At 54.8% G+C, this 22,307-nt stretch carries 22 protein-coding genes; 6 read left to right on the top strand and 16 right to left on the bottom strand.

Annotation, left to right across the window (positions count from 1 at the left end; translation table 11 throughout):
• Positions 1-38: 38 nt before the first annotated feature.
• The 3 genes from nagK (at position 39) to ACOKCT_RS00770 (ending at position 2,158) form a co-directional block, all read left to right on the top strand.
• The gene (gene nagK, locus ACOKCT_RS00780) at positions 39-950 is read left to right on the top strand and encodes an N-acetylglucosamine kinase (protein WP_103179119.1); all 912 of its coding nucleotides are present in this window, start codon (positions 39-41) and stop codon (positions 948-950) included.
• Positions 951-965: 15 nt separating this feature from the next.
• Complete coding sequence (cobB, locus tag ACOKCT_RS00775) at positions 966-1,787, top strand: Sir2 family NAD+-dependent deacetylase (RefSeq protein ID WP_103179120.1); 822 nt, start codon at positions 966-968, stop codon at positions 1,785-1,787.
• Between the two features lie 65 nt (positions 1,788-1,852).
• On the top strand, positions 1,853-2,158 hold the full coding sequence (locus ACOKCT_RS00770; protein ID WP_103179121.1) for a hypothetical protein: 306 nt from the start codon (positions 1,853-1,855) through the stop codon (positions 2,156-2,158).
• An 88-nt stretch (positions 2,159-2,246) separates the two neighbouring features.
• Here ACOKCT_RS00770 and ACOKCT_RS00765 read toward each other — a convergent pair whose 3' ends face one another.
• The 5 genes from ACOKCT_RS00765 to potA form a co-directional block, all read right to left on the bottom strand.
• Positions 2,247-3,125, bottom strand: a complete 879-nt coding sequence (locus ACOKCT_RS00765) for a DUF6708 domain-containing protein (RefSeq protein WP_156654292.1) — start codon at positions 3,123-3,125, stop codon at positions 2,247-2,249.
• 189 nt (positions 3,126-3,314) lie between these two features.
• On the bottom strand, positions 3,315-4,361 hold the full coding sequence (gene potD, locus ACOKCT_RS00760) for a spermidine/putrescine ABC transporter substrate-binding protein PotD (RefSeq protein ID WP_420193068.1): 1,047 nt from the start codon (positions 4,359-4,361) through the stop codon (positions 3,315-3,317).
• Positions 4,361-5,149 carry a spermidine/putrescine ABC transporter permease PotC gene (gene potC, locus ACOKCT_RS00755; protein ID WP_103179124.1) on the bottom strand — a complete coding sequence of 263 codons (789 nt, stop codon included), beginning with the start codon at positions 5,147-5,149 and terminating at the stop codon, positions 4,361-4,363. Before potC ends, potD begins: the two co-directional genes overlap by 1 nt.
• Positions 5,146-6,003: a spermidine/putrescine ABC transporter permease PotB gene (gene potB, locus ACOKCT_RS00750; protein ID WP_103179125.1), complete on the bottom strand. Its 858-nt coding sequence runs from the start codon at positions 6,001-6,003 to the stop codon at positions 5,146-5,148. The genes potC and potB overlap by 4 nt, the downstream gene beginning before the upstream one ends.
• Positions 5,987-7,123: a spermidine/putrescine ABC transporter ATP-binding protein PotA gene (gene potA, locus ACOKCT_RS00745; protein ID WP_103179126.1), complete on the bottom strand. Its 1,137-nt coding sequence runs from the start codon at positions 7,121-7,123 to the stop codon at positions 5,987-5,989. Before potA ends, potB begins: the two co-directional genes overlap by 17 nt.
• Before the next feature lie 248 nt (positions 7,124-7,371).
• On the opposite strand from potA, the gene pepT reads away from it, so the two are divergent.
• Both pepT and ACOKCT_RS00735 read left to right on the top strand, forming a co-directional pair.
• Entirely contained in the window at positions 7,372-8,595 is a 1,224-nt protein-coding gene (gene pepT, locus ACOKCT_RS00740; RefSeq protein ID WP_420193067.1) for a peptidase T, read from the top strand.
• A gap of 88 nt (positions 8,596-8,683) precedes the next feature.
• The gene (locus tag ACOKCT_RS00735; protein ID WP_103179129.1) at positions 8,684-9,175 is read left to right on the top strand and encodes an REP-associated tyrosine transposase; all 492 of its coding nucleotides are present in this window, start codon (positions 8,684-8,686) and stop codon (positions 9,173-9,175) included.
• A gap of 139 nt (positions 9,176-9,314) precedes the next feature.
• Here the strand turns inward: ACOKCT_RS00735 and ACOKCT_RS00730 are convergent, their stop codons facing one another.
• The 8 genes from ACOKCT_RS00730 to rluE form a co-directional block, all read right to left on the bottom strand.
• Entirely contained in the window at positions 9,315-10,436 is a 1,122-nt protein-coding gene (locus ACOKCT_RS00730) for a JmjC domain-containing protein (RefSeq protein ID WP_420193066.1), read from the bottom strand.
• 89 nt (positions 10,437-10,525) lie between these two features.
• On the bottom strand, positions 10,526-11,989 hold the full coding sequence (gene phoQ, locus ACOKCT_RS00725; protein ID WP_159339135.1) for a two-component system sensor histidine kinase PhoQ: 1,464 nt from the start codon (positions 11,987-11,989) through the stop codon (positions 10,526-10,528).
• Positions 11,990-12,661: a two-component system response regulator PhoP gene (phoP, locus tag ACOKCT_RS00720; RefSeq protein WP_039028964.1), complete on the bottom strand. Its 672-nt coding sequence runs from the start codon at positions 12,659-12,661 to the stop codon at positions 11,990-11,992.
• A 124-nt stretch (positions 12,662-12,785) separates the two neighbouring features.
• Positions 12,786-14,156, bottom strand: a complete 1,371-nt coding sequence (gene purB, locus ACOKCT_RS00715; RefSeq protein WP_103179175.1) for an adenylosuccinate lyase — start codon at positions 14,154-14,156, stop codon at positions 12,786-12,788.
• A gap of 19 nt (positions 14,157-14,175) precedes the next feature.
• Positions 14,176-14,805: a high frequency lysogenization protein HflD gene (hflD, locus tag ACOKCT_RS00710; protein WP_103179176.1), complete on the bottom strand. Its 630-nt coding sequence runs from the start codon at positions 14,803-14,805 to the stop codon at positions 14,176-14,178.
• Between the two features lie 27 nt (positions 14,806-14,832).
• Entirely contained in the window at positions 14,833-15,942 is a 1,110-nt protein-coding gene (gene mnmA / locus ACOKCT_RS00705; protein WP_139156335.1) for a tRNA 2-thiouridine(34) synthase MnmA, read from the bottom strand.
• Between the two features lie 41 nt (positions 15,943-15,983).
• Complete coding sequence (locus ACOKCT_RS00700) at positions 15,984-16,457, bottom strand: NUDIX domain-containing protein (protein WP_103179178.1); 474 nt, start codon at positions 16,455-16,457, stop codon at positions 15,984-15,986.
• Positions 16,450-17,121, bottom strand: coding sequence for a 23S rRNA pseudouridine(2457) synthase RluE (gene rluE, locus ACOKCT_RS00695; protein WP_103179179.1), 672 nt, complete (start codon positions 17,119-17,121; stop codon positions 16,450-16,452). The genes ACOKCT_RS00700 and rluE overlap by 8 nt, the downstream gene beginning before the upstream one ends.
• 117 nt (positions 17,122-17,238) lie before the next feature.
• On the opposite strand from rluE, the gene icd reads away from it, so the two are divergent.
• Positions 17,239-18,489 (top strand): NADP-dependent isocitrate dehydrogenase, encoded by a 1,251-nt coding sequence (icd, locus tag ACOKCT_RS00690; protein WP_114315319.1) that lies wholly within the window; start codon positions 17,239-17,241, stop codon positions 18,487-18,489.
• Positions 18,490-18,605: 116 nt separating this feature from the next.
• On the opposite strand, the gene ACOKCT_RS00685 is transcribed toward icd, so the two are convergent.
• Genes ACOKCT_RS00685 through ACOKCT_RS00675 form a run of 3 tightly spaced genes read right to left on the bottom strand, consistent with a single transcriptional unit; the run spans position 18,606 to position 22,282 of the window.
• Complete coding sequence (locus ACOKCT_RS00685) at positions 18,606-19,733, bottom strand: site-specific integrase (RefSeq protein ID WP_032617595.1); 1,128 nt, start codon at positions 19,731-19,733, stop codon at positions 18,606-18,608.
• Positions 19,714-19,959: an excisionase gene (locus tag ACOKCT_RS00680; protein WP_263950974.1), complete on the bottom strand. Its 246-nt coding sequence runs from the start codon at positions 19,957-19,959 to the stop codon at positions 19,714-19,716. Before ACOKCT_RS00680 ends, ACOKCT_RS00685 begins: the two co-directional genes overlap by 20 nt.
• Positions 19,960-20,011: 52 nt before the next feature.
• Positions 20,012-22,282 (bottom strand): 3'-5' exoribonuclease domain-containing protein, encoded by a 2,271-nt coding sequence (locus ACOKCT_RS00675; RefSeq protein ID WP_420193065.1) that lies wholly within the window; start codon positions 22,280-22,282, stop codon positions 20,012-20,014.
• Between the last annotated feature and the right edge of the window lie 25 nt (positions 22,283-22,307).

Genomic DNA, 22,307 nt, shown 5'->3' with positions numbered 1-22,307 from the left:
CGGTGAGCGTTGCCGCCGGGTCAAAAGAGGAATGCACTATGTATTACGGATTTGATATTGGCGGCACCAAAATTGCCCTTGGCGTATTTGATACCAACCTGAAATTGCAGTGGGAAACCCGGGTTCCCACTCCTCACGAAAGCTACGATGAATTTTTAACCGCCATTGCCGCGCTGGTGGCCCAGGCCGATGAACGCTTCGGCGTGAAGGGCACGGTGGGCATAGGCATTCCGGGGATGCCGGAAACCGACGACGGTACGCTGTACGCCGCCAACGTCCCGGCGGCAAGCGGTAGGCCGCTGCGCGCCGACCTGACCCGCCTCCTTGAGCGTGACGTGCGCCTCGACAACGACGCTAACTGTTTTGCCCTCTCCGAAGCCTGGGACGATGAGTTCCAGCAATACCCCCTGGTGATGGGGCTGATCCTCGGCACCGGTGTCGGCGGCGGGATTGTGGTGAATGGCAAACCGGTGACCGGACGCAGCTATATCACCGGCGAGTTTGGTCATATTCGCCTGCCGGTGGATGCGCTGGAGGTGGTGGGGCGTGATTTCCCGCTCCTCCGCTGCGGTTGCGGCCAGCACGGCTGCATTGAGAACTACCTCTCCGGCCGTGGATTTGCATGGCTTTATGAACACTTCTATCATCAAAAACGTCAGGCTCCGGAAATCATTGCCCTGTGGGAGCAGGGAGATGAACAGGCTGTAGAGCACGTTGAGCGCTATCTCGATCTGCTGGCGGTCTGTCTGGGGAATATCCTGACCATTGTCGATCCTGACCTGCTGGTGATCGGCGGAGGATTATCGAACTTTACGGCCATCGCCGAACGGTTGTCCGGTCGGTTGCCGCGTCATTTGTTGCCGGTTGCCCGTGTCCCGCGCATTGAGCGCGCGCGACATGGCGATGCCGGAGGAATGCGCGGCGCCGCATTCCTCCATCTCACCCGCTAGCCATACGAGGTTTTTATGCTGTCGCGACGGTCACTTCGACTCAGCCGTTTTCGCAAAAACAAACGCCGCTTGCGTGAGCGCTTACGCCAGCGAATTTTCTTCCAGGATGTGGCAATGCCGGAATTGATGGAAAAACCAAGAGTACTGGTCCTGACCGGGGCGGGGATCTCCGCCGAGTCGGGCATTCGAACGTTTCGCGCGACCGACGGGCTGTGGGAAGAGCATCGGGTTGAAGATGTGGCGACGCCGGAAGGTTTTGCCCGTAACCCGCAGCTGGTGCAGGAATTCTACAATGCCCGCCGCCGTCAGTTGCAGTCGCCGGAGATCGCCCCTAATGCGGCGCATCTGGCGCTGGCTAAACTCGAAGAGGCGCTGGGGGATCGCTTCCTGCTGGTAACGCAGAATATTGATAACCTGCATGAGCGCGCGGGCAACCGCAACGTACTTCATATGCACGGTGAATTGCTGAAGGTGCGTTGCTCCAGCAGCGGCCAGGTCTTTAGCTGGACCGGCGATGTCACCTCCGATGACAAATGCCACTGCTGTCAGTTCCCGTCGCCGCTGCGCCCGCACGTGGTGTGGTTTGGCGAAATGCCGCTGGGAATGGACGAGATCTACAACGCCCTGGCGATGGCGGATCTGTTTATCGCCATTGGCACCTCGGGGCATGTCTATCCGGCGGCGGGATTTGTTCACGAAGCGAAGCTGCAGGGGGCGCATACGGTGGAGCTGAACCTTGAGCCGAGCCAGGTGGGCAGCGAGTTTGAAGAGAAAACCTACGGACTGGCGAGCGAAGTGGTGCCGCAGTTTGTGGATAAGCTTCTTAAGGGATTGTAAGTGGTTCACTGCGCGAAGAGCAGACGCTTTTCGCGCAAATTTCCAGGGAACGACAGGAACAGGTTATGGATAACCCGCTAATTGTATCGGCCATTATTTTTATTGTGGCGGTAGGGATAGGTCTGTGGAGCCAGTGTTGCCTGCCTCGCCTTTCTGACAGCAGAAATATCCTGTTCATTCTCTTTTTATACCTCGGCATTGTCTCCGCTGGCTCGTGTATATTTAACCTGGTATATCTTCTGTTTACCGGACAACTTGCGCATGGCGATGTGCAGCTGTTCGGCACGATTGTTACGCTGGTCGTGCTGTGGAAACCGCTGATGTATGTGATTGGCAAAATTGATGACGCGTTGCAAAAAATATCGGAGTAAATAGTTGAGCGGGGCGAATCAACGCCAGATTACCCGCAAAGCCCTGACGACAACGCAGGACCTTACGCAGTTAAAATAAATAATTAATCTATTGTTTATCTGTTGTTGATTCGCCCTGTGCCTCATCAGACCACGGCGTCTCCGGCAGCCTGCGCATAATTTTCCTCATTGCCAGAGCGTCCAGTAAAATGGTTGGCACCATAATAAAAGAAATGAGCCAGAAAAAAGGATTCCTGACGGGAAAAATGGTTGTCCATTTATCCTGTTCATTGACTCGCGACAACATCCGGCTGCTCAATCTCGTCACGCAATATTTAAAGGAGTAGTTATTTTCTATCGATATTAAATGAACGGGTGTCATCAGGCCATTCATATAGTTTCTGCACCACGCCCAGGATTCCGCATAACTCAAAAGAGTATCTGCGATATCGGTAGAGAAGCGAGAGACTTGATAAAATAAAGGCGCGTTATCATCGCTGATGATTATCCAGTTTTTTTTCCCGTCAGTCGAGGGTGCTTGCCACTTATACCATGTCCGGGAACCCGCGGTTCCGGAACCGTTACTAAAATGGGCTTCAATGTCCTTCCAGTCATAAATCAGCGTTTCGACAGGCCATTTCGCAAAGATATTACGCGTGGGACGATACGTTTGAACATACACCCGTTGGCGCTTGCGATTCAGCCTGACGATTAACGTTTTGGGGTGGGTAATGACGACACGCAGTGCGTGGATGCTGCTATAGAACATCAGGATAAGTATAATCTCAACCAGAATAAATATGGGAGAATACCCAATAATTGGGCCAATAAATAAAATAGATAACAGAAATGGGAATATGGTCAGAAGCGGCATCGTTACGCCAAGCCATTCGCTTCTGGGGACGTTTCTTATGATATCGCAATTAATATCATTGACGGCGACTACACCGAATAGGGGCGGCGCTTTTCTCTGCGTTTTTTTTGACATAATGAGTCATTTTATGATGTTGCCTGTAATCCTTTAAATCAGGAAACTCAATGCCTATGTCTTGTTAACGGTAGTAAAAATAATGTCGATGCAGAAAAAAGAGAATAAAGAACGTTATTGTTCAGCTTCATATGTACTTATCCTTGTACCATTGAGTTATGCCGGGTCGAAACCCGGCATAGTATTGCATTAACGACCTGCCTTCAACTTCTGGTAATACTCTTCATACAGGCGGCTGGCGTCGCCCACATCGTTCTGCCACTCGCCTTTACTGATGGTCTGCGCATCCGGGTAGAGCGACTTGTCATTTGCAACGGTCGGGCTCAGCAGCTTGCGGGCGGCGAGGTTTGGCGTCGGGTAGCCGATGGTCTCTGCTACCTGTTTTGCCACATCCGGGCGCAGCAGGAAGTTAATCAGCTTCAGGGCACCGTCCACGTTTTTAGCATTGGCCGGAATAGCCAGGCTGTCCATCCAGAAGATCCCGCCCTCTGCAGGCCACACCACTTCCAGCGGCGTACCGGCCTGACGCGCGACGTATGCCGACCCGTTCCACACCATCCCCACGTTGACTTCCCCTTCCATATACGGGTTCGCCGGATTATCGGAGTTGAAGGCGGCCACGTTAGGCATCAGTTTTTGCAGCTCATGGTAAGCCGCTTCAATCTCTTTCGGATCGGCGGTGTTGCCAGAGTAGCCCAGCTTACGCAGCGCAATCTGGAACACTTCGCGGGCGTCGTCGGTCAGCAGCAATTCGCCTTTATAGTCTGGTTTCCACAGGTCGGCCCAGCTCGTCACCGATTTAGGATCCATCGCTTCGCTGTTGATCCCGATCGCCGTTGCGCCCCAGATGTACGGAATAGAGTAATCGTTATTCGGGTCAAACGGCTTGTTGAGCATCTCCGGATCGAGGTTTGAAAAATTGGTTAGCTTCGATTTGTCGATCTTCTGGATCATGCCCTCTTTGCGCATCTTGTCGACGAAATAGGTCGACGGGACCACCAGGTCGTAGGCGCCATCTTTATAGGTTTTGAGCTTGGCATACATGGTTTCATTCGACTCGTAGGTCGAGTAGATAACCTTGATGCCGGTCTCTTTAGTGAACTGCTCCAGCAGGCCTGGCGGCACATACTCGGTCCAGTTATAGAAATAGAGCGTTTTACTGTCGTCCGCGTGCGCAGCGCTAATACCCATTGCGAGAGCGCCTGCCGCGAGCAGGTGGCGTGACCATTTTTTCATTAATACGTCCCCTGAGATTTTGTTTTATCACGAGCAATAAGCTGACTGGCGATCACCAGAACCAGCGATAACATCAACAGTATGGTCGCCAGCGCGTTCACCTCCGGTGAGACGCCAACTTTCACCATCGAATAGATCTTCAACGGCAGAATTTCATAGCTCGGCCCGGTGACGAATGACGAAACCACCACGTCATCCATCGACAGGGTAAAGCTGAGCAGCCATCCCGCGGCCACGGCGGGCATCGCCAGCGGCAGGATAATTTTGCGCAGGATGGTCATCTCGCTGGCACCCAGATCTTTTGCCGCCTCCAGCATCCGCACGTCAAAGCCTTTCAGACGGGAGTAGACCGTCACCACCACAAACGGCAGGCAGAAGGTGATGTGTGAGAAGAGCAGGGACCAGAAGCCCAGCTGTACCCCCAGCAGCATAAAGAGCACCAGCAGCGAGATAGCCATTACGATGTCCGGAGACATCATCACCACAAACAGCATGCCGCTGACGAAGGGTTTACCGCGAAAGCGGTAGCGATAGAGCGCCACCGCCGTCAGGGAGCCAATCAGGGTGGCGAGGGTGGCCGAGAAGATCGCCATCGTCAGGGAGTGCTGCGCCGCCTGCAGCAGGCTGTCGTTATTCACCAGCAGGCTGTACCACTGGGTGGTAAAACCCTGCCAGTTAATGCCAAAGCGCGAGCTGTTAAAGGAGTTCACGATCAGGATAATGATCGGAATGTAGAGGTACGCATAAATCGCGGTCATAAAACCGCCGCGGAGTAGTCGACCGATCATTCAAGTTCCCCTTTACTGTTAAGCAGCCGCGACGCGCGCCAGTAGACCAGCAGCATCAGGCCCATCACCAGGGTCAGGGTGATACTGGTGGCCGAACCGAACGGCCAGTCGCGAATATTGAGGAACTGGCTCTTGATGACGTTACCGATCAGCAGGTTTTTAGCCCCGCCCATCAGGTCGGAGACGTAAAACAGCCCCATCGCCGGCAGCATCACCAGCAGGCAGCCGGCAATGATCCCTGGCATGGTCAGGGGGATAATAATGCGGATAAAGGTCTGGAGTTTGCTGGCGCCAAGATCCCTTGCCGCCTCCAGCAGGGGTTTATCCAGCTTCTCAATGCTGGAGTAGAGCGGCATCACCATAAACGGCAGCAGGATGTAGACCAGCCCCACAATCACCGCGCCGGGAGTGAACATGATGCGGATCGGGGTATCAATGACGCCCAGCCACAGCAGAAACTCGTTCAGGTAGCCTTTGGTGCTGAGAAAGATCTTCAGGCCGTAGATGCGGATCAGCGAGTTGGTCCAGAAGGGCACAATCAGCAGGAACAGCAGCAGCGGTCGCACTTTCGTCGGCAGCTTCGCCAGGAACCAGGCAAAGGGATACCCCAGCACCAGGCAGGCGACGGTGGCTATCAGCGCCATATTGAGCGAATGGAGCAGGACCTGGAAATAGAGCGGGTCCAGCAGGCGCGCGTAATTTTCCAGCGTAAAGACCAGCGAGACAAAATGGGCGTCGTCACGGGTCAGGAAGCTGGTCGCGATGATCATCAGGTTGGGTAAAAAGACAAATAACACAAGCCAACCGACGATAGTGGCGATCACCACATTCTGGAATTTACTTGTGTTCTTCATCAGCCAGCACAACCTCCCAGCTTTCTACCCAGTTAATGACCATTTTTTGATTGAGCGAGTGGTCGAAATCGGGATCGTCTTCGTTAAAGAATTCGCTGACCATCACCATCTTGCCGTTTTCCAGCTCAACGACCGACTCAAGCGTCATGCCTTTGTAGTTTCGCTCGCGGATATAGCCGATTAGCCCTTCGACTTCGGTTTCGTCGTGGATCTCTTCAACGCGCAGATCTTCCGGACGCAGCAGGACGTTCAGCTGCTGTCCCGGCTCAACGGCAAAATTGACGAAGATGTTGCAGGCGCGGCCCTCGACGTTAGCCAGCACCCGCTGGTCGTCGAGTCGTTCAATAACGGTAGCATTGAAGATGTTGATTTCACCAATAAAGCTGGCGACAAACAGGTTTTTCGGCTCTTCGTAGATCTCGCGCGGCGTACCGTCCTGCTCGATTTTGCCCTCGCGCATCACCACGATGCGATCGGACATGGTCAATGCCTCTTCCTGGTCGTGGGTGACAAAAACAAAGGTGATCCCGAGCTTACGCTGCAGCGCCTTTAATTCGTTCTGCATCTGCTTGCGCAGCTTGTAGTCGAGTGCGGAAAGAGACTCATCCAGCAGCAGCAGGCGCGGTTTATTAACCACGGCACGGGCGATGGCGACACGCTGTTGCTGTCCACCCGAAAGCTGGTGCGGTTTACGCTGGGCGAACGCTTCAAGCTGAACCATGCGCAGGGCCTCGGTGACGCGTGGCGTGATTTCGCTGGCGGGCGTTTTTTGCATCCGCAGGCCAAAGGCGACGTTTTCAAAAACCGTCATGTGCGGGAAAAGTGCGTAACTTTGAAAGACGGTATTGACGTGGCGCTGTTCAGCAGGAACCAGGGTAATGTCCTGATTGTCCAGATGGATGTGACCGCGATCGACGTTATCCAGCCCGGCGATAAGGCGAAGCACTGTCGTTTTACCACAGCCTGAAGGGCCAAGTAGTGTAAGAAATTCGCCGTTGTTGATCGTTAAATCCAGGTCGGAAATGACGGTTTTTCCGTCAAAGCTTTTACGAATTCCGGCCAGTTGCACCAACGGTGACAGTGAAGCTGGTTGTGTATTCAATTTTTGATTCAGTCCCATATCGACGCTGCAAATGCTTATCGCAGCGGGGTTTGTGGTTAACCACCTTGGTGAAACGTAATGAGGGCGGACATTCTACGGGAAAGCGCTGCAATCGCCAATCCTTGTTACCCATTGATAAGCTACATTTATTAGCAAACGATGAGAGAACCGGAAATATTCTCGTTTACGGGATAAAAGTGACCTGACGCAATATTTGGGTTTTGCTGCTTACTGATAATGTTGTCACGAAAAGTGAGGGTGACTGCATGGATAAATTACTTGAGCGTTTTTTACAGTACGTATCGCTGGATACCCAATCTAAGCCGGGTGTCCGCCAGGTGCCAAGCACCGAAGGGCAGTGGAAGCTGTTGCAGCTGTTAAAAAGCCAACTGGAGGAGTTGGGGCTCGTTAACGTGACCTTAAGTGAAAAAGGGACGGTGATGGGCACGCTACCTGCGAATGTGAGCGGTGATATTCCTGCCATTGGTTTTATTTCCCATGTCGATACCTCACCGGATTTTAGCGGCAAAAACGTCAATCCGCAGATTGTTGAGAATTATCGGGGCGGTGATATCGCCCTTGGCGTCGGTGACGAAGTGCTGTCGCCGGTGATGTTCCCGGTATTACACCAGCTGCTCGGCCAGACCCTGATCACCACCGACGGCAAAACGCTGCTGGGGGCTGATGACAAAGCGGGTGTTGCCGAGATCATGACCGCGCTGGCGGTGCTGAAGAACAAAAACGTGCCGCACGGCGATATCCGCGTGGCCTTTACCCCCGATGAAGAGGTGGGCAAAGGGGCGAAGCATTTTGATGTTGAGGCGTTCGATGCCCGCTGGGCCTACACCGTCGATGGCGGCGGCGTGGGGGAGCTGGAGTTCGAGAACTTCAATGCGGCGTCGGTGAATATCCGCATCGTTGGCAACAATGTCCACCCAGGCACCGCGAAAGGGGTGATGGTGAACGCGCTGTCGCTGGCGGCCCGCATTCATGCTGAAGTTCCGGCGGATGAAAGCCCGGAAAAAACCGAAGGCTATGAGGGCTTCTACCATCTGACCAGCATCAAAGGGACGGTGGACCGCGCGGATATGCACTACATCATCCGTGATTTTAACCGCGAAGGGTTTGAAGCGCGCAAACGCAAGATGATGGATATCGCAAAGAAGGTGGGCAAAGGACTTCACTCGGACTGCTACATTGAGCTGGTCATCGAAGACAGCTATTACAATATGCATGAAAAGGTGATCGAGCATCCCTACATCCTTGAGGTGGCACAGCAGGCGATGCGCGACTGCGACGTCGAGCCGCAGCTCAAGCCGATCCGCGGCGGCACCGATGGCGCGCAGCTCTCCTTTATGGGGCTGCCGTGCCCGAATCTGTTCACCGGGGGCTATAACTACCACGGCAAGCATGAGTTCGTGACCCTGGAAGGAATGGAAAAAGCGGTGCAGGTGATTGTGCGGATTGCGGAGCTCACCGCAAAACAATAGTCGCCGTTTGACGCCTTACCCGGTCTACGCGTAGGCCGGGCAAACAACGTGCCGCCCGGCATTTCCACACATGAGGAGGGAACCTCATATGTCAAACTACCGTCGACATTATGTGCCAGGCGGAACCTGGTTTTTCACCGTTAACCTGCAAAACCGGCGCAGCGATCTGCTGACGCGACATATCGATACGCTTCGTGCGGCAACGCAAGGTGTTAAACGCCGCAAACCCTTTCTGATTAATGCCTGGGTGATCCTGCCGGAACATATGCACTGTATCTGGACGTTACCCGAAAATGACGCGGACTACTCCGGCCGCTGGCGAGACATCAAAAAGACCTTCACCCGCGTGCTGGGGATGCCAGGCATCTGGCAGCCACGCTTCTGGGAACATACCATCCGGGACGACAACGACCTGCGGCGACATACGGATTACATCCATATCAACCCGCTGAAACATGGCTATGTGACGCGCGTGAAAGCGTGGCCCTATTCCACCTTTCATCGTGATGTACGGGAAGGGATATACCCGGAAGATTGGGCTGGGGAGATAGAGGATTTTGACACCGGAGAGCGGCGATAAAAAGCCGGGTGGCGGCTACGCCTTACCCGGCCTACGGTTGCGATTTTGTAGACCCGGTAAGCGAAGCGCCACCGGGCATTGTCACAGACAACGTTGTAGGCCGGGCAAACGCAGTGCCGCCCGGCAACCCACTAACGTCTCAGTCCTCGAAGAACCAGTACCCGCTGTTCACCAGGACGGCCATCATCGCGAGGAACGACGGATCGTCCAGCGCATCGCCGAAATGATCGGCAGTCAGCACCATATGGCTGGCAAGGGCCTCCAGCGCCGGACGGTGCGGGGAATCCAGCTGCTCGCCATTGACATACACCGCTTCGCCAATACGTAACACCCGCAATCCACCCAGACGCGCCAGCTTGTCGCCCTGCTGAAGGGCATCGTAGATTTCATCCGGCTGATACGGCGGCTCCGGCAAGGAGACGTCCAGCTCGTGTCGGGACTGGCTGATAAACTCCCCGAACCACTGGTTGAAATGTTCCGGCTGGTTGATCATCTCCAGCATCATTCCGCGCAGCTGATCCAGCTCCTGCGGCAGAATATCGGCCGGATGTTCGCGGGAAGGGACCGCCGGATCGCTGAAACGGTGGCTGCCCAGTTCGCGCTGCAGGACGTAATCGGCAAACCCGCTGATCATCTCGCGACCGCTTGGGGCGCGGAAACCAACCGAATAGTTCATTGAGTTCTCAAGGGAGTAACCCTCATGCGGGAAACCCGGTGGAATATAGAGAATATCGCCCGGCTCCAGCTCTTCGTCGATGATGCCGACAAACGGATCGACCTGCAGCAGGTCGGGGTGCGGACAGTGCTGTTTCATCGGCACCTTTTCACCCACGCGCCAGCGGCGGCGGCCGGTACCCTGGATAATAAACACATCGTACTGATCCAGATGCGGGCCAACGCCGCCCCCGGGCACGGAGAAGGAGATCATCAGATCGTCCATCCGCCAGTCGGGCAGGGCGCGAAATGGCAGCATCAGGGCTGCGGCGGGCTGGTGCCAGTGGTTAACCGCCTGCACCAGTAACGACCAGTTGCTCTCACCCAGGTGGTCGTAGCTTTCAAACGGGCCGTGGCTCACCTGCCATTTACCGTCCTGATGGCTGACGAGACGACTGTCGACTTCGCTCTCCATGGCCAGGCCAGCCAGCTCATCGGGAGAGATCGGATCGACGAAATTGGTGATGCCGCGTTTCAGGACAACCGGACGTTTTTGCCAGTAACGTTCGATAAAGTCGGGCCAGTTAAGGGCTAATTGATAATCCATATTTATATTCCGCAGGCTTTTAATGACTCGGATTATAACGGAAGCTCGGCAGCCTGCGTGTGAGAATCACGCTTTTTTCACCCTGGCGTTTAACTATCGTCGCTTGTCAGATGCTGGCGACCAAAAATTACCTCCATTCGGGCACCGCCCAGCAGGCTGTCGCTGGTTTCGATTCTGCCGCCATACTGCTCCACAATGTCCCGGGCGACCGAAAGACCGACCCCCTGACCCGGGCGCAATGTGTCGGCGCGCTGGCCGCGATCGAAGACCTGGTCACGTTTGCCCTGAGGGATCCCGGGGCCATCATCCTCAACGATAATATGCAGCTGGTCCTCTCCCTGACGGGCAGAGACTTCAACGAACTCCAGGCAATATTTACAGGCGTTATCCAGCAAGTTGCCCATCACTTCCATAAAGTCATTTTTTTCGCCGACGAAACTGATTTCCGGGGAGATATCGAGAGTAATGTTCACCCCCTTGCGCTGGTAAACTTTGTTCAGCGCCGAGGTCAGACTGTCGAGCAGCGGGGCGACGGGGTGCAATTCCCTGCTCAGCAGGGTGCTGCCGGTGCGCATGCTGGCGCGGTGCAGGTAGTAACCAATCTGCTGCGAGATACGGCTGATCTGCTCCAGCATCACGGGTTCTGCCTCCTCGGCGCTCAGCTTCGCGCTGCGCAGGGATCGCATCGTGCTCTGCATGACCGCCAGCGGGGTTTTCAGGCTGTGGGTCAGATCGGTGAGGGTGGTGCGGTACTTATCGTAACGTTCGCGCTCGCTTTTCAGCAGACGGTTAAGATTGCGCACCAGACTGGTGAGTTCCCGGGTGGTGTTCGGGTCGAGTTTTTCACGGTGATGTTCTTCCAGCTCGCGCACCTCTTTCGCCAGCGACTCGATAGGGCGCAGGCTCCACCAGGCGGCCAGCCAGAGCAGGGGGATCACCAGCAGCAGGTTGGCAGCGAGCACGTAGACGAACCAGTTCCACACCATATAGGAGCGTTTAAGCTCAACCGGAATGGTGTCGATGACCACAATGGTCAACTGGGGCATCTGGAGGGTCGCGGGGTAGATATTTACCGCCACCGAGTGGGTCAGCTCGCTGTCGTCGTCATCCTCGCGGATCTCGGCCAGCTCCCGCTGCATGTTCCGATCGTTACCGACCAGCACGCTGGTGGCATCAACATTGGCTTCCAGCTCATGAAAGCCGTTGGCTCTTAACCACTCCGGGCGGATGCTTTTAATCAGCCACGGCACGTCGCGCTGGGCCCACAGCAGCTTGCCTTTTTCATTATAAATCAGCGACATGGTTGGGCTCTGGCGATCCAGATGCTCCGGCATATCGATGCTGATTTTATTGTCTTCCCATCTGGCGAGGGTATAGAAGAGATTGCTTTCGCCGCGCAGCAGGCGGAAGGTGGTTTTGTCGAAACTGACGCTGTAGCCCACCAGCGCCACCATGCCGTAGGCCAGGGAGAGCACCAGCACCACTACTGCTGTCGCCAGCAGGAATCGAAACCGCAGCGACAGCGGCAGAAAGTGACGAAACAGTTTTTTCATTTAACGTAATTCGAAAAGATAGCCCTGCCCGCGCACGGTGGTGATGACATCCTCCGGGTACTGCGCCTGAATTTTCTTACGCAGACGGCCCATCAGAACATCGATGGTATGGCTTTCGCGCAGCTCCGCATCAGGGTAGAGCTGGAGCATCAGGGAATCTTTGCTCACCACCTTGCCGCTGTTACGGATCAGCGTCTCCATAATGGTGTACTCAAAGGCCGTCAGCTTAATCACCTCGTCATTTATCGCCAGTTCGCGACGGGAGAGATCGACCTGGAACGGCGGAATGGAGATCACCTGCGAGGCCAGACCGCTGTTGCGGCGCATCAACGCCTGCATGCGGGCGGCAACCTCTTCAATATGGAAGGGTTTGGTGACGTAGTCATCGGCACCGGCGCTGAGCACTTCAACCTTATCCTGCCAGCCTTCGCGGGCGGTTAACACCAGCACCGGCAAAGAGACATCGTGGCTGCGCCAGCGGCGGATCAGCGACAGACCATCTTCATCAGGCAGACCCAGGTCAACGATGGCGATATCGGGCAGATGTTCATTGAGATAGTAATCGGCTTCTTTGGCATCTTCAGCATCATCCACCTGATGCCCCATTTCCTGAAGCTGAACTTTCAGGTGATGACGTAGCAACGCATTATCCTCAACAACCAGTACGCGCATCATCGCTTCTCCCTAATATGAATGGTCAGAGTAGTTTAACGCTGATTATGTTGCGGAGGGGATAAACATTTCGTAAACCGGGGGAAAGTAACCCTCTTTCCGGGCGGAAAGAGGGTAAAAAGCGTTATTTCAGCTCATCAACCATCGCGATAGCGCGACCGATGTAGTTTGCCGGGGTCATCGCTTTCAGACGGGTTTTCTCCTCTTCTGGCAGGGCCAGACCGTCGATAAACTGCTTCATGCCTTCGGCATCGACGCGCTTGCCGCGGGTCAGCTCTTTCAGTTTTTCGTACGGCTTCTCGATACCATAGCGACGCATTACGGTCTGGATTGGCTCCGCCAGTACTTCCCAGTTGTGATCCAGTTCGTCGAGCAGACGCTCACGGTTCACTTCCAGCTTGCTCACGCCCTTCAGGGTGGATTGATAGGCGATCAGCGCGTAGCCAATGCCCACACCCAGGTTACGCAGCACGGTGGAGTCGGTCAGGTCGCGCTGCCAGCGGGAAACCGGCAGTTTGCTGGCCATGTGCTGCAGCAGCGCGTTTGCCAGGCCCAGGTTGCCTTCGGAGTTTTCGAAGTCGATTGGGTTGACCTTGTGCGGCATGGTGGATGAACCGATTTCGCCGGCGATGGTCTTCTGCTTGAAGTGGTTCAGGGCGATGTAACCCCAGATGTCGCGGTCGAAGTCGATCAGAATGGTGTTGAAGCGCGCGATGCAGTCAAACAGCTCGGCAATGTAGTCGTGCGGCTCAATCTGGGTGGTGTACGGGTTCCACTGGATCCCCAGAGAGGTGACGAATTCTTCGCTGAACTGATGCCAGTCCACTTCCGGGTAAGCGGCGATGTGGGCGTTATAGTTACCCACGGCGCCGTTGATTTTACCGAGGATCTCCACCTGCTCAAGCTGGCGGTACTGACGTTCCATACGGTAAGCGACGTTCGCCATCTCTTTGCCGATGGTGGACGGGGTTGCAGGCTGACCGTGGGTACGGGAGAGCAGCGGGATATCGCGATACTCCACCGCCAGGGCTTTCACCGCGTCGATGATTTTGCGCCAGTATGGCAGCACCACTTCTTCACGCGCGGTAGAGAGCATCAGCGCGTGGGAGAGGTTGTTGATATCTTCTGAGGTACAGGCGAAGTGAATAAATTCTGATACCGCGTGCAGGGCCGGGACGCTTGCCACCTTCTCTTTCAGGAAATACTCAACCGCTTTCACGTCGTGGTTGGTGGTGCGCTCAATGGTCTTAATGCGCGCGGCATCTTCCTCATTGAATTCTGCGACGATTTTATCGAGGTAATCGTTTGCCTGGCTGTCAAAAGCAGGAACTTCCTTGATTGCTGCCTGCGCGGCCAGCTTTTGCAGCCAGCGTACTTCAACCTGTACACGGAATTTCAGCAGACCATATTCGCTGAAGATCCCGCGCAGCGCGCTGACTTTATCGCCGTAGCGTCCATCGACAGGGGAAACGGCGGTCAGTGAGGATAATTCCATAATTCGCAACTCCGGGAGGTTAACAATGAGCAAGAATTTGTTTTGCCTGAGTGGTCAGGCGATTACGAGAAAACATTAGCTGCAGGCGGCCACCGCCGACCTGTTGCCACAGTACCGCGGCACGAATACCGGCGAGCAGGGAGGCGCGTACTTTGGCCTGCACCTGCGGGCTTTGCAATACGGCAGGGGAGCCAGTCACCTGGATACGCGGCCCCAGTGGGCTGATGACATCCACATAGATGCCCGCCATGGCGCTGAGTAAGGTATCGGACTGCAACTCGAAATGGTCAAGCTGGCGCTGCAGGCCGGTAATGCGCTCGCCGAGAGTATCCATCGCCCCTTTGGCGGCATTCAGCTTGCGCTCCAGCACCATCATGCTGAGGGTATAACGCGTCAGTTCGGCGTTGAGCCCCTGACGGTTGCTGGCATTTAACACGCCGAGCAAGGTTTCCAGACCGAGACGAAGATTCGCTTCGCTACCACCAAACACGCCGAGGGTGGAGCTGGGGTTCAGATCCACGACGCTGTTGAGCGAAACGTGCAGCGCGTCAGCATCGCAGTGACCCTGATGCGCCAGCTGTTGCACCAGACGGGCAGACTGGCAAATTCCTGCCAGCGCCAGGGTGATGTCATAATAGTTCTTCGCCACACTTGCTCCTTTCTGTGTGTTATCGCATTAAACCGCGGTCAGCGGCAGGCGTTGTTCGATGATACCGCCGCCAAGGCAGATTTCACCGCTGTAGAAGACAGCAGACTGACCCGGGGTCACGGCGGCGACCGGCTCGTCGAAACGCACCTCAATGCGTTCATCATCAAGCGCAGTCACGGTGCAGGGGATATCGGTCTGACGATAGCGGGTTTTCACCGTGCAGCGCAGCGTGCCTTTCAGCGGCTCGCGGTCGACCCAGTGCAGCTGTTGGGCAATCAGCCCGACGGACATCAGACGCGGATGGTCATGACCCTGGGCCACAATCAGAATATTGTTTTCAACATCTTTATCGACGACGTACCACGGATCTTCGCTACCCTCTTTGATACCGCCGATACCGAGGCCCTTACGCTGGCCCAGGGTGTGATACATCAGACCCTGGTGCTCGCCGATGGTATCGCCATCCACGGTCACGATCTTACCCGGCTGGGCAGGGAGATAGCGACCCAGGAACTCACGGAATTTGCGCTCACCAATAAAGCAGATCCCGGTTGAGTCTTTTTTCTTCGCGGTAATCAGATCCAGCTCTTCGGCGATTTTACGCACTTCTGGTTTTTCCAGCTCGCCCACCGGGAACAGGCTTTGGGCAATCTGTTCGTGGCCGAGGGTATAGAGGAAGTAGCTCTGATCTTTGTTACCGTCGAGCCCGCGCAGCAGCTGGCTTTTGCCGTCGACATCCGCGCGGCGCACGTAGTGGCCGGTGGCGATGTAGTCAGCACCCAGATCTTCAGCGGCGAACTCGAGGAAGGCTTTAAATTTGATCTCTTTGTTGCACAGAATATCCGGGTTTGGCGTGCGGCCGGCTTTGTATTCAGCCAGGAAATGCTCGAACACGTTATCCCAGTATTCTGCGGCAAAATTGACGGTGTGCAGTTCAATGCCGAGCTTGTCGCATACCGCCTGGGCATCAGCCAGATCCGCGGCGGCGGTGCAGTATTCCTCGCCATCGTCCTCTTCCCAGTTCTTCATGAACAGGCCTTCAACCTTATAGCCCTGTTGCAGCAACAGCCAGGCAGAGACGGAAGAATCGACGCCGCCGGACATGCCGACGATCACTTTTTTTTGGCTTTCAGACATTGGAATACTCACGACATTGAACTTCAAGGCGGCGTATTCTATCACGCGCCCCCGGCATTGACACCCTCTGTAAACGGCCAGTTAAATTCGCCGATGGTCTCCAGCGGCAGACGCTGGCCGGTCAGGTAGCTGCGAATGCTCTCCGCAACCAGCGGGGAGCGCAGATGTGTTGCGTTAAGGATAGTGTCGGCATCCACCCACAGACAACGATCGATATCGCTGTCGTGTGGCTCAGTGGCGCACGTTTCGTTAAGCTCAATGGCGAACAAAAAACGGATAAACGGCGTTTTGTCCGGCGCGATCCATTGATGGAGGCGGATGAAATGCTGCGGCCTGGCATGAATGCCGGTCTCTTCCCACAGCTCACGCTGCGCCGCCTGGACCAGCGTCTCGTCGGCTTCCAGGTGGCCCGCAGGCTGGTTCCAGAGCGCTTTGCCGTTGATGGTCTCTTCCACCACCAAAAATTTGCCCTGGGCGTGGACAATTGTGGCCACTGTGACATGCGGTTTAAACATGAGGCTCTCCTTGTTCGGTAACGTCCCGCCACTCACCGTTGGCGAGGTTATCCAGCGTGTAACTGCCCATGGCGTAGCGGATCAGGCGCAGCGTCGGATGGCCGACATGCGCCGTCATGCGCCGTACCTGGCGGTTACGGCCTTCATAAAGGGTGACTTTGATCCACGACACGGGAATCGATTTGCGCTCGCGGATCGGCGGATTGCGCGGCCAGAGCCACTCTGGCTCATTCACCAGCTCAATGCCTGCGGGCAGGGTAGGGCCATCGTTCAGCGTGACGCCATTACGTAAAGCAGTCAGCGCCGCGTCGTCCGGCACACCCTCGACCTGCACATAATAGATTTTACCGGTGCGTTTTCCCGGCTGGGTAAGCCTGGCCTGGAGCTCGCCGTCATTGGTGAGCACCATCAGCCCTTCGCTGTCGCGATCGAGTCGGCCTGCGGCATAGACCCCCTGAACGGGGATGTAATCCTTCAACGTGCTGCGTCCGGCTTCGTCGGTAAATTGCGGCAAGACATCGTAAGGTTTATTGAACAAAACGACGCGTGTTGGCGCGCGTTGTTTGCGCGGTCTGGACGCTTGTCGGGTGCTGAATCGTTCAACCCGGTGATTTCTAAAAGAAGTTTTCTGCATGGTATTTTCAGACGTTATCAATTGCCGCATTATAGCCTAATAACGAATGCCTTTCATGGCGCCAGACATTCAGGTACTATCGGTGGGCTCATTACAAATTATTAACATAAAATCAGTAACAACCAGAAGCGCTCGAAGGAGAGGTTAATGGAAAGCAAAGTAGTTGTTCCGGCGGAAGGTAAAAAGATCACCCTGCAAGACGGTAAGCTGAACGTTCCAAACAATCCGATTATCCCGTTCATCGAAGGTGACGGTATCGGTGTTGATGTAACCCCAGCGATGCTGAAAGTGGTGGATGCCGCTGTTGAGAAAGCCTATAAAGGCGAGCGTAAAATTTCCTGGATGGAAATTTACACCGGTGAAAAATCTACCCATGTTTACGGCCAGGACGTCTGGCTGCCAGCTGAAACGCTGGACCTGATTCGTGACTACCGCGTTGCCATCAAAGGCCCGCTGACTACCCCAGTTGGTGGCGGTATTCGCTCCCTGAACGTTGCTCTGCGTCAGGAACTTGACCTGTACGTCTGCCTGCGCCCGGTACGTTACTACCAGGGTACCCCAAGCCCGGTTAAACACCCAGAACTGACCGACATGGTTATCTTCCGTGAGAACTCCGAAGATATCTATGCTGGCATCGAGTGGAAAGCGGACTCCGCAGAAGCCGAAAAAGTAATCAAGTTCCTGCGCGAAGAGATGGGCGTGAAGAAAATTCGCTTCCCTGAACATTGCGGTATCGGCATCAAGCCGTGTTCCGAAGAAGGCACCAAGCGCCTGGTTCGTGCAGCGATTGAGTATGCAATCACCAACGACCGTGACTCTGTGACCATCGTTCACAAAGGCAACATCATGAAGTTCACAGAAGGTTCGTTCAAAGACTGGGGTTACCAGCTGGCGGCGGAAGAGTTCGGTGGCGAGCTGATCGACGGCGGCCCATGGCAGAAGATCAAGAACCCGAACACCGGCAAAGAGATCATCATTAAAGATGTCATCGCCGATGCGTTCCTGCAGCAGATCCTGCTGCGTCCGGCCGAATATGACGTTATCGCCTGTATGAACCTGAACGGTGACTACATCTCCGACGCCCTGGCGGCGCAGGTTGGCGGTATCGGTATCGCACCAGGCGCGAACATCGGTGACGAGTGCGCCCTGTTCGAAGCGACCCACGGTACCGCACCGAAGTATGCTGGCCAGGATAAAGTGAACCCAGGTTCTATCATCCTCTCCGCAGAAATGATGCTGCGTCATATGGAGTGGTTCGAAGCCGCAGACCTGATCGTTAAAGGTATGGAAGGCGCGATCAACAACAAGACCGTGACCTATGACTTCGAACGTCTGATGGAAGGCGCTAAGCTGCTGAAATGTTCAGAGTTTGGTGACGCGATCATCGAAAACATGTAATCCGGTTTCCGGGTTGTATTTGAACGGGAGCCTGATGGTTCCCGTTTTTATTATTAGCTTTTGAACGGTTATCAAAAATTTATCAAAACAAGTTATCAAAACCCCACCCCAAAATCCTATATCGCAATCGTCGTCCAGTCCTTCCCGCGATCGTCGTTGTAGCGATCGGTCTGCTGCTGTGACTTGTGGCCGAGCAACTTTTTAGTGTCAATTCCCTGCTCCTTATACAGACGCTCAGATAGCGACCTCTGCTCATGGAAAGTCGCCGGCGTTCCTTCCCTCCAGTCGATCCCTGCCTTATCCCGGGCCTTACTAAAATTCATTGTGAGCGTGTTCGCTTTAACCTGGGCACCTCGCTCTGCTTGCGACGTGGCCCTGAAAAAATGGACGAGGTAAGGGCTAACCGCGTAATCCCGACAGCGCGATATAACATCCCGCAAACTCCAGTTAATGGCGTTCAGGCGGAGCGATAACGGGATTGCGATTTTGCTTCCTGTTTTCTCCTGAATAATGTGTAACTGGTCATCCCAGACATCGCTAAATTTCATCCTCGAAATATCACCCAGCCGTTGGCCGGTTACCAAAGCCAGCAGCATAGCGTTACCCATATATTGGTGGTTGGCGTCTGCAATCTCGAATATTCGCTGCCATTCCTCAAGGCTGAGTCGCTGCCGGGTGATTCTACGTCTGGGCTTTTTAGTGGCTGACGCAGGATCATAACCCGGGGGAACTTCACCTGCGTGTTGCGCCTCTTTAAATATATCGACCAAAACGGTTCGAATAACCTGGGCCATTCTCGCCTGGCCCGCCGCAATATATTCATCAAGAATTTGGGCGATATCGCGTACATCAACGGATGGCAACAGTTTCATACCAACTCGTTCACGCAGTAGAGCCGCTGGCTTATTTTTTTGTTTGAATGTGTTTAATTTAATGTCACCTGAAGCCAGGCGCTCTTCCTGAATTTTCCAGTATCGGTCGAGCCATGTTGAAACCGTGATCGCTTTGCCTTTGCTTGTGGCGATCCTGTCACTGATCGCCAAAATCTGCCGGGTTCTCTGTTCTGCCAGGCGCGCATTTGCCTCAGTAGCAATCGCAATGGCCTCCAACTCGTCAGTGCCCAGCGCATGGAACTTGCCGGTGATTGGATGTTTATAGCGCCAGTAAACCTTGTTCACCTTCCTGCTGTAGAGAGGGTAAAGGTTCGGTACAGAGACATTGTTTTTACGTGGTCTGGCAGCCATCGTTCAAAATCCTTTGCAGCAATATAGAGTCGTTCTTCTTAACTATCGGCGCGGCCAGTTCCCCTACCAACTCAGCATCCTCACGAACGCGCCATAAGCGGCCCTGCTTCATTGCTGGTGGAGAAAACTGGTTCTGTTTCGCATAACGTCGAAGTGTCGACACGCTTGGAGGGTTGCTTCTGTATTTTTCAGCGGCCCACTCTTCGAGAGTTAACATCTGGATCATATGCTTTACCCCATAATGGCCCAGTAATGGGCCATAGGCTGAAATATTGTAATCAGATTGCTGTCAGGCGCTGCCAGATAGCCGATACGTATTTGACCTGGTGGCGGGCGTCCGCCAGGGCATTATGCTGATCCCCTTCAAAAGGGATGTCGTAGCGTGAGTTCAGCCCAACAGCTTTGCCCAGTTCGACGACGGTACGCACGTCCCGGTAGTTCCAGTGCGGGATCGGGAATGGTGTGTCGGCCAACTCGAATGCTGCCTCCAGAAGAGAACAATCAAACGAACTACCATTCCCCCAGAGCTGAACATTCTTCGAGCCGTTAGCCGCGTTTTCAGCAATGAAATCGAGGAAATGCTCCAGCGCTTCTACCAAACCGACCGTGTCATCCACCACGATTGCAGATCGTGCTTCCGGCGATTGTTTCAGCCACCAGAGGATGGTGCTGGCGTCCGGCCTGGCTCCGAAGGACATCGACGATTCGAGGTTAATCACCTGGTAAAATTCAGCGCCGGTTTTCCCGCTGGACGGGTCAAAGAATATGGCCCCTATTGAAACGATCGGCGCGCCCGGCTTTTTGCCCATGGTTTCGAGATCCACCATCAGGTGCGTGAACATGGTTTTCGTGTTTGAGGTATTAGGCCCCAGCACTTCCAGATCCTCTTTCAGGCCCGTTTCCATCGCCGCATAGGTTGCATCGCCAGCCGCGGCGCCGCAGTCAGGGCAACCGCCGCCACCTTCGGTACCACAGACAGTGCAGATGGTTTCTGCTACGGCATTTGTTTGCGCAGTAGTTGCATTAGCGCTTTCGCTTGGTTGAATCGGGTTACCAGTTTTTCCTTCCGCCGGGTTAGTCTCTTCCATCTGCACATCGCTGGTGGTCTCCTCATTAACCGGTGAACGGTCATCATTTTCTGGTTGTTTTTCGTTCATCAGGTTATCAATGGCGAATACGCCTCCGCCGAGGTTCGCGACCTGCGGCTGACTGTTGGCCTCATCCGCACGACGGCGTGCTCCCTCTTCACGTACGCGTTTCAGGTTTTCATCGTGAGTGCAGAGGGGGGCTCGAGAAGATTTGTCATCTGCAGGATTGATGGTTATTTCATTCACAACCGGAGCGGCGAAGGCTGCTGGGATCGGCAGCAGTTCGGTTGCAGCGTTAAACTCAGCCGTCATTGTCTGATTCACGAACTCAAGGTGAGCAGCAGGCGTCAGATGGATGTTCTCCGGCGCGATGCGCACCAGGTTGAAGATGGCCGCGCGGTTCACTGCCAGAACGCCGGGCTGGTTGCGCAGGATTTTGCTCCACGATTTCCATGGCTCTTCTTTTTTCGCGATGATTTCTTTGGCGCGGCGCGCGATGCTCACCGGAATTTCACGATAGTTGAAGTCCATCGGCATCAGGGCGCTGGCGATCTCCAGATCGAGGGTTTCCAGGGTGTGATGCGCGCCCTCACCGCGATCAGTTACATACCCGCCGTCGGCATTGGTGCCAGCGTCGGTGCGTTGGACAAGGTTAATACGATTGCCGGCGACCCATTCACGCGTCAAGATCCCGCGGTCGATATATGGGGTGGCTACCCATGCCTTTGTGAACTGCAAAAGCAGGCCCAGCTCATGGCACTTTTCCATGCTGAACACTTTGCGGATGGCGTTCGTGTAGCGCCAAAGATCTTTTGTGTCGAAAGCCTTAACTTCTGCAAAATTTTCAGCAGCGAGCAGCAGGTCCTGGACATAACCATTGTCGGTATCCATTTCCAGTGCGTGCAGCTCTGCATTCTCGCTGCGGGTGATGTGGTGGCGCAGTTCGTCCACCGTCAGCTGGGCAAGCAGCTGTTTGCGGAAAGGCATTTTGCAGACGGGGTAGTGGGCACCACCATCATCATGCTCGCTGATCTTCAGGCCATGCTCATACAGAGGTTTTGGGGCCTCATCCTTGGCGGCATTGCCTACTTCTGGAGTTTCAAGGGTAGTTCCAGGCGCGGCAGGTAGATCTGCCTCGCTGGTGACCACCGGGGTGGAGGTGGTTTCACCCTGAGTTGCGGCGTCGGGGATCACTTTCCAGGTGCGCTGGTCGTCGGCCAGGGTGTAGCGTTTACAGAACTCAAAGCAAACGACAGCTTCTGCGGGCAGATCATCCACAACCGGCATGTCTGTACGGATCGGCTTAAGGTAGTCTTTCCCGCGGCCAGTTTCGATTTCTGCATCTTCAAGTTCAACATCCAGTGCAAGATTGGCGCGGGCTTCTGTTTTAAACGTCCCCCAGTAGACGGCGTCAGGTTTGCCTGATTTCTGGGTAGCTTTAATATGATAAAAAAAATCCATCTTGGAGCCTCGTTTGGGTGTAAAA

This window comes from Leclercia sp. M-A074-M (assembly GCF_965195605.1).
Taxonomy (GTDB): Bacteria; Pseudomonadota; Gammaproteobacteria; order Enterobacterales; family Enterobacteriaceae; genus Enterobacter.
Note: the sequence above shows the minus strand (reverse complement) of the source record. Positions and strands in the feature narration are given on the sequence as shown.